Source organism: Corallococcus carmarthensis (assembly GCF_003611695.1).
Taxonomy (GTDB): Bacteria; Myxococcota; Myxococcia; order Myxococcales; family Myxococcaceae; genus Corallococcus; species Corallococcus carmarthensis.
Genome location: NZ_RAWE01000130.1, coordinates 1 through 12568 on the forward strand (window position 1 = coordinate 1; position 12568 = coordinate 12568).

Annotated in this window: 8 protein-coding genes; 4 read left to right on the forward strand and 4 right to left on the reverse strand. The window is 63.6% G+C overall.

Going from position 1 to position 12568, the window contains the following annotated elements:
• Window positions 1–106: 106 nt before the first annotated feature.
• The 4 genes from ffh to D7X32_RS45100 all read left to right on the forward strand — a co-directional run bounded on the left by ffh (window position 107) and on the right by D7X32_RS45100 (window position 7169).
• The gene (gene ffh, locus D7X32_RS28270) at window positions 107–1762 is read left to right on the forward strand and encodes a signal recognition particle protein (RefSeq protein WP_120605674.1); all 1656 of its coding nucleotides are present in this window, start codon (window positions 107–109) and stop codon (window positions 1760–1762) included.
• Between the two features lie 178 nt (window positions 1763–1940).
• The gene (locus D7X32_RS28275) at window positions 1941–4058 is read left to right on the forward strand and encodes an Ig-like domain-containing protein (protein WP_120605675.1); all 2118 of its coding nucleotides are present in this window, start codon (window positions 1941–1943) and stop codon (window positions 4056–4058) included.
• Window positions 4059–5176: 1118 nt separating this feature from the next.
• Window positions 5177–6520 (forward strand): Ig-like domain-containing domain, encoded by a 1344-nt coding sequence (locus tag D7X32_RS28280; RefSeq protein WP_158625778.1) that lies wholly within the window; start codon window positions 5177–5179, stop codon window positions 6518–6520.
• A 133-nt stretch (window positions 6521–6653) separates the two neighbouring features.
• Window positions 6654–7169: a hypothetical protein gene (locus tag D7X32_RS45100; protein ID WP_147450303.1), complete on the forward strand. Its 516-nt coding sequence runs from the start codon at window positions 6654–6656 to the stop codon at window positions 7167–7169.
• 131 nt (window positions 7170–7300) lie between these two features.
• On the opposite strand, the gene D7X32_RS28285 is transcribed toward D7X32_RS45100, so the two are convergent.
• From D7X32_RS28285 to gltJ, 4 genes are all read right to left on the reverse strand, one after another.
• Window positions 7301–8401, reverse strand: a complete 1101-nt coding sequence (locus D7X32_RS28285; RefSeq protein ID WP_120605677.1) for a TIGR04552 family protein — start codon at window positions 8399–8401, stop codon at window positions 7301–7303.
• A 103-nt stretch (window positions 8402–8504) separates the two neighbouring features.
• The gene (locus D7X32_RS28290) at window positions 8505–8987 is read right to left on the reverse strand and encodes a toxin-antitoxin system YwqK family antitoxin (RefSeq protein ID WP_120605678.1); all 483 of its coding nucleotides are present in this window, start codon (window positions 8985–8987) and stop codon (window positions 8505–8507) included.
• Window positions 8988–9215: 228 nt separating this feature from the next.
• Complete coding sequence (locus D7X32_RS28295) at window positions 9216–10103, reverse strand: hypothetical protein (protein WP_120605679.1); 888 nt, start codon at window positions 10101–10103, stop codon at window positions 9216–9218.
• A gap of 236 nt (window positions 10104–10339) precedes the next feature.
• The gene (gene gltJ, locus D7X32_RS28300; RefSeq protein WP_120605680.1) at window positions 10340–12484 is read right to left on the reverse strand and encodes an adventurous gliding motility protein GltJ; all 2145 of its coding nucleotides are present in this window, start codon (window positions 12482–12484) and stop codon (window positions 10340–10342) included.
• Window positions 12485–12568 lie beyond the last annotated feature (84 nt).

A 12568-nucleotide genomic window follows, 5' to 3' on the forward strand; every position in this document is an offset into this window, starting at 1 on the left:
GCGGCATCCCGGGTGGTGGGGAAAGCCCCTCGATTCCTCCACTGCTGGACGGCCGGGGCTTCCGAGGACGTCGCATCCGGCGGGACGCTGTTATAAAGCGCCCCCCATGCTTGAGACCGTCACCAAGGGCTTCCGGGCCGCCAAGAACCGCCTCGCCGGCAAGAGCGAACTCACCCCCGAGCTGGTGGACGAGTCGCTGCGAGACATCCGCGTCTCCCTGCTGGAGGCCGACGTCGCCTTCGACGTGGTGAAGAAGTTCGTCGCCCGCGTTCGCGAGAAGGCCGTGGGCGAGGTGGTGCAGACGGCTGTCACGGACGCGGGGGGCCAGAAGCGCAAGGTCAGCGCGATGGACCACTTCATCAAGATCTGCCACGACGAGCTGGAGGCCCTCATGGGCCCGGTGGACACGAGCCTCCACCTGAAGCCCAAGGGGCAGCTGTCCGGCATCATGATGGTGGGTCTCCAGGGCTCCGGTAAGACGACGACCACGGGCAAGCTCGCCAGCCGGCTCCTCCAGGAGGGGCGCAAGCCGCTGCTGGTCGCGGCGGACATCTACCGCCCGGCCGCCGTGGATCAGCTCAAGGTGCTGGGCGAGCGGCTGAAGGTCCCCGTCTACCACGAGCCCGGCGTGCAGCCGCCCGAGCTGGCGAAGCGGGGCTACGCGGCCGCGCGCGAGCAGAAGTGCGACGTGGTGCTCATCGACACGGCGGGCCGGCTCGCCATCGACGAGACGCTGATGACGGAGCTGGAGTCCATCAAGGCCAACGTGCAGCCGGACACCATCCTGCTGGTGTGCGACGCGATGATTGGCCAGGACTCCGTGCGCACGGCGGCCGAGTTCGACCGGCGCCTGACGCTGGACGGCTTCATCCTGACGAAGCTGGACGGTGACGCGCGCGGTGGCGCGGCGCTGTCCATCAAGGAAGTGACGGGCAAGCCCATCAAGTTCCTCGGCATGGGCGAGTCGATGGACAAGCTGGAGGAGTTCCGTCCGGAGGGCCTCGCGGGCCGCATCCTGGGCTTCGGCGACATCGTCGGCCTGATGAAGGACTTCGAGAAGGTCGTCGACGAGAAGAAGGCCGAGGACGACGCGCGCAAGCTGTTGTCCGGCCAGTTCTCGATGAAGGACTTCGTCGAGCAGATCCGCATGGTCCGCAAGATGGGCCCGCTGAAGGACCTGCTGGAGAAGTTCCCCCTCTTCGGCGACCTCACCGAGCACCTGAACCCGGACGAGAAGGAGCTCACGAAGATCGAGGCGATGTACGACTCGATGACGCAGAAGGAGCGCCTGCGTCCGGACATCATCAACGCCAGCCGCATCAACCGCATCTCGAAGGGCAGTGGCCGCAAGCCGGAGGAGGTGCGCGAGCTGCTGCAGAAGTTCGGGATGATGCAGCAGGTGATGGGCACCATCGGCCAGAACCCGGGCCTCCTGGGCCGCATCCCCGGCTTCAAGCAGTTGGGGCAGCTGGGCCAGATGAAGAACATGGACCTGGGCAGCATGTTCGGGAAGGACCCGAAGGCGCTGGAGAAGGCCATGTCGGCGATGGGCGGAGGAATGGGAGGAATGGGAGGCATGCCCATGCAGCTGCCGCAGATCGCCCCGGGCTACACGCCCCCCATGGGCCAGGCCGCGATGGCCAAGGCCCGCCTGATGGGCTACGCGCCCCCGGCCGCGAGCAAGCCGGACGACCGCGACGCCATCAAGGAGCGGCGCAAGAAGGAGAAGGAGAACAAGAAGAAGAACCGCAAGAAGAAGTAGCCCGCGTCCCGCGGTGCTAGCGGTCCCCCTGCCCGCGCGTCCCCCACCGAAGCACGGGGGCGGCGGGCAGGCGTGTTTCCGGCGCCTCCCGGGACGGACGCCTGTCCTGTTCCGTGGACGCCCGTGGCAGTGTTCTCTCTCGGGACCCAACGGACCCGACCTTGCAGAACACGCCCCCATGCCCAACCTGAGACTCTTGGTGTTGTTGAGCTGCGTCGGCCTGAGCCACGCATGCATTGACGTTCCGCCGCTGGAGGATCCCCCCAAGGAAGACCCGCAGACGGATCCCGACGCGGACTTCACCTTCACGGCAGCGCCTGCCCAGGAGCAGGTCCTACCGGGAGGGACGCTGGACTGTGACGTCCAGCTCGCATGGACCGCGGCCACGGGAGGTGCTGTGGCGTGGAGCCTTGTTTCCCCGCCCGCGGGCATTGAGCTTCAGGCATTCACCCTGCCCAAGGGAGAAACGCGCGCGACGCTGAGCATCCGCGTCGGAGCGGGCACCGTGCCTGGGCCCTACTCCCTGACGCTTCAGGGCAAGAGCGGGTCGGTGACGAAACAGGCCACGCTGACGGTGACGGTCGGAAAGCCCGGGGACCTGGTGGTGAACTGGGTCGTGCCCACGCCTGGGAAGGCGTACACACGAGGCCCCCTGCTCCTTCAGTTCACCGTGGAAGGAGGCGCGGCGGAGCAGGTGGAAATCCTGAAGGACGCCGCCGTACTGGTGAAGCCCACGGGGAGTCCCTACTCGTTCACCTGGGATACCACCCAGGAGGCAGAGGGCAGCTACCAGCTATCCATCCGCGCGACACGTGGCGGAGCTGTCTTCACGAGTGCACCGCGGACGGTCATCGTCGACCGGACCGCGCCCACCGTGGCGTCCTTCCTACCGGCCCGGGATGCGGCGACCGTGGGAGTCCACGACTCCATCCAGGTGACCTTCAGTGAGCCCATGAACCCGCTCTCTGTGACGGAGGCGGCGGTCGGGCTCAAGACGGGGGCGGGCGAGGCGATTTCCAAGTCCGTAGCGCTCTCTGCTGACGGAAAGACGCTGACCGTGACGCCACTGAGTGCCTTGAGCGCACCGAGCACCGTCCAGGTCGACCTCACCGCGGCTGCGAGCGCCATCACGGACCTGGCGGGTAATGGGGTGGTGAGCGCACCGGCTTGGACCTTCACAGTGCCGACTTGGTTGCCGCTGGGCGGAGCGATCAGCGCGGTTGCAGGCAAGACATCCGCGGAGAGCGCCGTACTGAGAATGGACCAAACCGCCCAACCCGTCATCACATGGTCAGAGTCAGACGGGACGAGCAAGAATATTCATGTGGCTCGTTGGACAGGTACTAGCTGGGACCTACTTGGTGGGGGGTTGAGTGGTCTCGCGGGCGTAGGAACAGACGCAACCGAACCCACTCTCCTGATTGACTCCCTGAATCGCCCAGTTGTTGCATGGCGCGAATCGGCCAACTCCGGTGGCAGCCCCCAGATCTTTGTTCGCAGATGGTCAGGAACCGGGTGGGAATCCCTCCCAACAATTTCTGCACTCGCTGGCGATTGGGGCATTTCCGCACCATCCCTCGCAGCGAACTTGAACGGGCAATTGCACATCTACGCCCTCAATAGCAATGAGGGGATTGCAGAGATTGGGCATTACCTGCTGCCTGCGGGAGGTACATCATGGATGCGCACCGCCATTCCGCGCCCTTCGCAGGCTCCTCGCGTGTACTCATTCTCTACGGCGACGGCCCTAGGCAGCACGTTCATCTCCTATAGCATCCGGGACACCAGCACCTATGACGAAGGAGTCTTCATTGGCATTTCCGAGAACGACTCAAGTCCAATGGGAGGTCAACTCCTAGGAAGGAGTTCATCGAGTCCATCGACTGCCGTCGACAGCAATGGTCGCCCCTGGGTCGCCTGGACTGAATCCTCTTCGACCCCATCGCCGGATGGCAGGATTCAATGGGCTCGGTGGGAGGGCACGAACTGGACCTCACCGCAAACGCTCGACACATCCTCAACAGGCAATACCCAGCCCGCGCTTGCCATGAGCACGGGAACCTCCTATATCCTGGCATGGAGTGGCATCATCGGCGCCGAGCGGAACATCTTCGTCAGCCGCTGGGTCGCTGGCGGCTGGCAGCCCATTGCTCAGCCACTCAATGCCTTGACAAGCACGGGCACTCCAGCATCCAAGCCATCCGTCACAATGGACTCAAATGGCCGACCCCTGATTGCGTGGCTCGAAGAAGACGCCAACGCAGCAGATATTTACATCCGCCGCCTCAATGAATAGAAACACTGAGACTTCATTTCCAAGCACACAAACAGCACCAATTCACCACAAATACGCAAACCCGAAATCCGCCCCCGACCAAACCCCTACACACACTCCCACAACACGCAATCACTCAATCCCAACCAAAAATCATCCCATGAGCAAAACAACTCCGGCAAAACTGTTCGCGGCGGTTCTCGCGCTCAACGCATGCGGCCCCTCACCCCAAACGGAAACCACACCAAACCACACACAAGAGAGCACACAGACAGCCCCCCTTGAGGGGCTATGCCACAGGAATGCTTACCAACCGGCGGGCTGTGGTTATGGTGATTACTGCCAGACATCGTCCAGCAAGTGCACGCCTGCACCGAGCCCCAGTTGCAATAACTTTACGCTTCATGGAACCACTTGGGACGCCAGCACATCGACCGGTCCAGTCATCTATGAAGCCAGCGCACTCAGGTTTGAACCAGACCACATCTTCTGCAACTCTTTCGCGCCGAAGCGGCTAACATTCCGAATCAAAGCCTATGCGCCAACTTCAGACTTACCATCCTCAAGGGAGGAGTTCTCCAATCAATTCTATCTCGTCACTCCCACCGGAAACGAGATCAATGCATCGGCGATCCAGAACATCACAACAACAGACGACCGCAAGAACATCACATTTGACGTAAATCTCTGCCTTCCAACTGGGACGACAAGCTATACTGCCGGCTTCTTCTTTATCGGAGGAAGTGAGATTTGCGCCACTGCCTCGTAATGGCGCTCAAAACAAGCAGGGATAGACGAAGACCCCTGCATACGCGGGCGCACACCGACCAGCTCAAAGCGTGATATCCCACAACAAACTGCAACGCCCACTACGCTTCCGCAACCATCGCCTCTTGCGCGACTTCGCCTGCCACGCTTTGGACGAGCAGGTAGACGTAAACATGAAGTGGCATCGCAAGAAGTAGCCCGCCGATTCCATCGCAGTTCCCTATCCGCATGCCCCCACCCGAACCAGGGGGCGGCGGGCAGGCATTTTTCCAGCGCCTCTGGCTCCGGACGCCAGTCCTGATCCCTGGACGGGTATGGCAGTGTCCTTCCTCGGGACCGGCCCCGGACCCGGCCTTGCAGAACATGCCCCCATGCCCAATCCCCGCGTACTTCCCCCACGCAATCTACTGCTTCTCCTCGCACTGCTTTCGGCCTGCGTGGAGATTCCTCCCTTTGACGATCCTGCACCGGGCGCGAACGAGGATGCAGGAACGCTCCAGGACGCAGGCACCGTCGTTCAACAAGGTCCCCGGTTGCGGACCACCGCTCCCGCGGATGGAAGCACTCGGGTTCCCATTGATTCAGCGCTTGGGTTCACCTTCTCCAAGCCCGTGCAACCCTCTACGCTGCAAGTTTCCTTTTCTCCGCCTGCGACACCGGGAGCGCTGGTCTGGGCAGAAGACCATACGCAGGTCACGTTCCAAACGCAGTCACCCCTCGCCGAGGACACGACGTACACGGTGACAGTTCAGGGTACGGACCCGGCAGGAAACGCGCTTGAAGGCGTCAACTCCGTCAGCTTCACAACCGCAGGTCCGCAGCCGGACACGACTCCACCGTCGGTTCTTTCGACGACACCCAGCAGCGGCGCCATTGGGCTTGAGCGCAAACCCACCATCAAGGTGACCTTCTCGGAGCCCATGAGCAGGGCCGCAACCGAGGCAGCCGTTTCCTTCACGACCCCAGCTGGATTCACGCCTGGAGAATTTTCTTGGAATGCAACCAGTACGGAAGTGAGCTTCAGCCCCACCAGCGAGTTTGCCTATGGGGTCAGCGTAGCTTGGCGCATATCCAACTCAGCCCGGGATACGGCAGGCAATGCGCTGTCTACCGAGACATCAATGAACTTCCGGGCCATCCGGCTCAACACGGCAATCATTGACTTCGAACCTGAGACCAGCGGCTCCCTAGGCGCTCCAAGCTACTTCCTTCAAACCCACTACTACAACGTCGCATGGGTGGGAGATGACAGTGGAGCCAATATTGATCGGCTCTTCCTGGGTTTTCAGCTCGACAAACTTCCCGATAACCTGACCCGGGTGGTTTCCTCCAGACTGAAGTGGCCCGTCAGCATGATCATTGGAGACCCGCTCTCGAAGTTTGGCCCTCTTCTCCTTGAACCGGTAGATGTCGGAGACGTCATCGAGCTTTCGTTCAGCGGACCGAACCCGTCGACTGTGGCTGACTATCATGCAGTCGCGCTGGCGCCGGCTGTCGTTGTTTCCCTATCCGACAAGCCACTTCGGGGCGATTTCGACGTCACGACATGGACCACCCAGGATTGGGGAAACCGCAATCTTCGGAACAAGCGGACCCAATACCGACTGCGGTTCGAAACGCCCAACAATGGCGACCCAGTCAAGGATCAGATCTATTCAGACTCCTATGACAACCCTATCTTGGCCACGCTGTGGGTCACCTACGAATATCCGTAAGCTTTCACAACAACCTCACGACGCACAAAATCCCATGACAGTCCATAAAAACACCACACAGGCACTCCTGACTTCGGCAATTCTCGTCATCGCAGGCTGCGGTCCCCATTCGGAAGATGCGCCGTCAAACAGCATGGACATTCTCTCCCAAGAAGCTGGGCTCGGAGAAACATGCTTCAAATCCGAAGGCCAGCCTTCCATATGCAACTACGGGGATTACTGCCAGATAAGCACCAGCAGGTGCACCGGAGTCCCCTATCCGACTTGTAGCAACTTCGAACTCCACGGCAGAAACTGGGATGCCAACACGTCAACCGGCCCAGTCATTTATGACGCCAGGGCAATCAGGTTTGCCCCCGACACCATCTTCTGCACCTCTTACGCGCCGACGCGGGTCACTTTCCGCCTCAAGGCATACGCTCCATCCGCGGACTTGCCGACTGCACTGGAAGGGTTTTCCCAACGATTCTACTTCGTCGCTCCCTCCGGAATTGAGTTCAACGCCTCAGCCCTTCAGAACATCACAACAACAAGCGATCGAAAGCACATCACGTTCGACATCAACCTCTGTCTTCCGTCTAGAACCACAAGCTATACCGCCGGGTTCTTCTTTGTTGGCGGCAGCGAAATTTGCGTCACCGCCTCGTAAGCGGTTCCATGAGGAAGTGGCATATCGGCATGGATGCGGCTACGCCCTGAGCTGATAATTCAGGGCATTGCCGTAAAGCGTTTCGCCAGTCACTTCCTGGCAACCGTGTGTGCACGCGACAAGCTGGCGATTCAGCCCTGACGCTTTGGCACGACAAGTCCACGGCTCAGACGGTTGAGCACACGCCGCTTCTGCCGGCGCTTGTAGCTTTCATGAGCGTTGTCACCGAGCTCATTGCGCCGGGCCGTCTCTTCGTCCGCGATTTGAAACTCGACGAGCGCGAAGGTGACCCGCCCCTTTCGGGGGCGCGTGTCGCTTTCAGGCGGAGGCAGATAGGGGTCCATCCGCAGAGGGAGGTCCACGACGAAGTTGAGGACCCGGTAGGAAGTCCCAGAGAAGGCGTTCCCCGTCCGGTCCTCGCGGTCCTCGAAGTCCCGGTCCAGGTGGAGCTGGGGGATGAACTGCTCGAAGTGAGGGTTCTCTTCCAGGAGCCCCTTGAACGGCAACAGCGTGTTCTCCGTCTGCCCCGGGACAACGAAATTGAAGGGGAACAAGCGCTGCGTCAGGAAGTAGAGGACCGGCAACAGGTCTTCCCGCTTGCGGGTGATGACCCGGAACCGCGTGCGGTCATACACCTGAGCCGCCACGGTCTCCTTCTTCGCGATCAGCTTCGTGACCAGGGAGTCCCGCGTCTTGATGGAGTGGGCGAACTCCACGATGGGGAGCCCCATCTCCTTCATCTCACGGGCGACGCCCAGCACCTTCTCCGTGACCATCTCCGCCAGCTCGGCCTCGGAGGCGGCCAGCCGGAAGAGCAGGTCGCGCCCTTCGATGTGCTGGATGACGTGCATCACCTTCAGGACGATGCAGGCAATCCGCCGGTAGCGGGCAAGCCCCTTGGCCCCGGATGCGAAGAGGAAGAGGTCATGGATTTCTTCCGGTTGGGCCACGGCGTCAGCGACCCGGTAGTCGAAAGTCTTCCGCAGGTACTCCACCGCGTCGGAAAGCACCACACGGGCCCAGGCATCGTCGTAGGGCCGCGACACGTCGAGCTGGCAGAGTCGTAGGAACCGGTCTACCTCGTCCCGCGTCTGGAAGTGCATGCGCCGCCAGTCAATGACGGAGCCGCCTCTCAGGATGAGTCGGATGCGCTCAAGCTCACGCAACCCCATTTCCGGCACCGTGCGGACAGGGATGGCGGGGAGGACTGGAACGAGGGAGGGGGCCTTCACAGCGTCGTTCCTATCTGGCTGGAGCGCCAAGGGAAAGCCCCCGCAATGCGAAGGGCCCCGGCCTGGAAAGCAGGCTGGGGCCCTCTTGACCACGTCCGCCAGTCTACCTGGCGGCGACTTCCTTGCCCTTCTCGAAGCGGCTCTCACGGACGACCTTGCCGTCCTCGCTCAGTTCCTGAAACACGCCATCCTTCAAGCCGTTCTGGTAGTGCTCGATGAGATGGGGCTTGCCGCTCGCGAAGGAGAGCGTCCGGGTGCCGTGGTAGTTGCTCTCGCGGAACTCAATCTTGTCGTACTCGTTGCCAGCCTCGTCGAAGAAGAACCAGGTTCCCGTCTTGAGGCCGTTCAAGTACTGGCCCACCGCCGCCTTCTTGCCATTCGCGTGGAACGAGCGGTAGGGGCCGTGCGCGACGAAGCTTCCGCCGGCCAGTTCCGGCTTACGGCAGAACAGCCCGTCCTCCTTGGAGCCGGACTGCTTGGTGCCTTCCGGACACACCAACTGCGTCGTGGTGTCTCCCGCGAAAGCCACCGGAGATGCGAGAGCCAGGCCCAGGGTGAACATCCGCATCAGCTTCTTGGACTGCATGGAGTCTCCTTTTGAAGTCGCCGGAACGCCCCAGCGCGCACCAGACATGACGGAGAAAAACCGACTGAAATTCATGGGACATCCTCGCGGATTGAAGCCTCCACCAAACCCCTGGATGTCCTGACCGCGGAAGAAACGAAGAGCCCCGCCCCCTGATTCCTGGGCGGGGCTCCAATGACTTCGGTGGATCGTGTCCCCTGGATACGTCAGGGGCCCGGCATCCAGGCCTTAGTAGTTGGCCTGGTGGCAGGCGAAGTTGCCACCCGTGAAGTAGTAGCCCAGGGAGGCCGTGGTGGACGACGGCAGCACGCAGAGATTGGCGACGATGTCCGCGCGGTTCCCCGAGACCGTGTAGTTGCCAGAGGAGGAGCTGATCGACGGAGCCTGCGTGGTCCCGTTAACGAGGACGTAGAGGAACCCGTTCAGGCCGGCGGACGTTGCGGGCCAGGCCGTGTCGGCGTACGCGGAGATGGTGATCTTCACGCGCTTGGTCGAGGTGTTGCCGCAGAAGGCCGTGTCCGTGGTAGCGGTGCCGGTCGCGACCTTGAAGATGATCGGGCCCGTGGTGCCCAGCGCGGCCTTGTTGGTGAAGTTCTGGTAGTTCTCGCAGGTCGGGGCGGCGGGCGCGGAGCAGGTGCCGCTGTAGCAGGCATTGCCGTACGAGCAGGTGGCCTTGCCCTCACCGGTGCAGGTCGTCGCGGCCGGGCTGCACACGCCCGTGGTGGTGTTGCAGGTGTTGCCGGCGCCGCAGTCGGCGTCCTTGGTGCAGCCCTCGGGGGTGGAGCCGGGCTCCTCGCAGCGCTTGGACACGGTGCCGCAGACCAGGCTGGTGGAGTCATCCGCGTTGCACAGCTGGTTGGTCTGGCACTGGCAGACCTTCTGCGTCGTGTTGCTCGAACCGGCCAGCACGGCGCAGTTCTTCTCGGCGTCCGGGCAGTCAGAGCCGCTGTCGCAGGTGTCCATGCACACGCCCGCGGCCGTGTTACAGAAACCGGAGGAGCAGTCGGTGTCCGACGTACAGGTCTCCGCCGTCGTCGCGTCATCGCCACAGGCCGTCAGGGCCAGGCTCATCGAGCTCAAAGCGGCGAGCATCACCATCATCTTGCGCAGCTGCATTCGGAACTTCCTCCTGGATTGGTTACGTCACCCGGTGTCTCCGGCCACCTGACTCCAGACACCGGGATTGAAGTCGAGCGGGCTTTAGTCCCCTCGCTCCAGACGTGTCAACGAGTGTCGACCGACCTTCTCACGGCTGCCACCCAGGGAAATTCACTGTTCACGAAAGCGCACAATCCAGACGCACCACACAGCGACATCGCCGTCATATGTGACGGCGATGTCGGTCCTGGATTTCAGAACGTGAACGGGAAGTCGATGGGGTCGCCCTGCTTCTGGTGCTTCGGGAACGACCAGCTCTTGATGAGGCCCGTGATGCACGTGGCCATGTAGCTCGAGCGGAACTCGTCCGTGCGGCACGACACGGAGGTCGTCTTGCCGCTCGGCTGGACCGTCCAGCGCATCACCAGCTTGCCGCTGAGCGACGGGTCCTTCTGCTTCTGCTCGTTCACGCACTTCACGATGGCCGGCTTGTTGTTCAGCACCACCTGCATGATGTCCGACTGCTGCAGGCGATCCAGCGTGCCGCCGCCAGGCTCGGGCGGGATGTACGCCGTCGCTGTCGGCTTGCTCGCGGGCTTCGTGGCCGCCGGCTTCTTCGTGCCGAACAGCTCGTCGAAGTCGTCATCCCCACCACCGGAGCTCGACGAGGAAGAGGACGACGACGAAGCCGCAGGCTTCGACACCGTGATCGCATCCCCATCGTCCTCATCCCGCTGAGAGCCGCGGCTTCCGCTGGAGCCCGTCTTGCGATGGTTGCGCGTATCCACCCGCGCCACCGCCGTCCCCATGTTGGGTGCCGTCGCCGCAGGCTGAACCGCCGCCACGGGCGGAGGCGGAGTGACCGCGGCGGCCGGAGCCGCCGCCACGGCCGGAGGAGGCGTGCCCCCCACTGCCGGCACGGTGCCAGCAGCGGCAGGCGTCCCCGCAGCGGCGGTCACCGCCGTGCCTTCCGCAGGCGTCGCGGCAGGCGCGGTCGGCGTCGCCGCGGGCTGGACCGCCGCCGGAGGAGGTGTCTGCACCGCCGCGGGAGGCGGCGGCATGGGCGGCATCTCCGCCTTGGGCGTCGGAGCGGTCGCGACCTGGACCGGAGCCTCCGTGGGGCGCTCGGACGAATTGCCGCGCGCGACGAAGACGACCGCGGCGCCCGCCATCACGAGCACACCCGCCGTCACCGCGACCATCATCCCCGTGCGGCCCTTGCCGCCCGCGGGTGCCGCGGCAGGCGGTGGATAGGCCGCCGGATACCCCGGAGGCGGATAGCCCTGCGGCTGCTGTCCATAGGGCATCTGCGCCTGCTGCGGCGCATAGGCCACCGGCTGCTGGGGCGCGTACTGCTGCACCGGCTGCTGGGGCGCGTAGCCCTGCTGCGGCTGCGGCACGTAGGCCTGGGGCGCTGCCATCCCCGGCGCGGCCGCCATCATGGCCCCCGGCATCGACGGGGAGGACACCGGCTCCGGCGGCGGCATGGGCACGTCCAGGAGGCGCGCCTGCGACACAGGCTCACGCTCCAGCGACGGCGCCGGACGCGGCGGCGGCTTGCTGAGGGCGTCGTTCTCCTCCTTCACCAGCGAGGCCAGCACGCTCGCGGCCGAGGGCTTCCAGCCCACCGGCTCATCCGGCGCGGTCGAACCGCCGCCCGTGCCCGGACGGTTGCTGCCCGCGCTGAAGGCGGACTCCACCGGACCGGCGGGAAGCGTCGGCGACGACGTGGACACCGGCGCGGGCGCGACGATGACCGGCTTGGCGGGACGCGGCGCCAGCACCGACGCCAGCTCCGCCGTCTCCGACAGGGGAATCCAGTCGCTGAAGCCCGAACGCCAGCAGAGGTTGTCCGGGCCCACCTCGCCGCGGTCCCAGGCGTCCTTCACCTTCTCCACGGACCAGGGGCCGACCTGCTTCTCATCGATGGCGACGTACCACTCGTGCGAAGTGGCGGCGGCCTTCTCCTCCGCCGTCGGCTCGGCGGATTCAGCCTCCGCGAGCTTGCGCACGGCCTCCGCCTTCGCGGCCTTGGCTTCCGCTTCCGCTTCCGCGGCCTTGAGCTTCTGCGAACCCGTGCTCAGGACCTGGTCGAAGACCGCGCCGATTTCATCCTCTTCCACGTCCGTGAAGAGGCCGCCCTCCGGCGGCGTGCCCAGCGTGGCGGGCAAGCCCGTGCCGGACGACTCCACGATGCGTGGCGCGTTCGCATCCGCGCTGCTCTTTGCCTCCGTTGACGCGGAGGCCTCCGCCCCGCCCTCCTTCGCCGCCGATGCTCCGGCGGGCCTCACCAGGATGGTGTGACCACACTTCTTGCAACGAAGCTTGACCCCCTTCGGGCCAACCTTGTCGTCGCTGATCATGTACTGCGCGCGGCAGCTGTCGCAGACGAAACGCATCGTTCCCGTAAGCCTCAGAAATGACGGGCGAAATCCCGTCTGAATCGTAGAAGTGCCCACCGGCGGAGATCAAGGACACCTGCC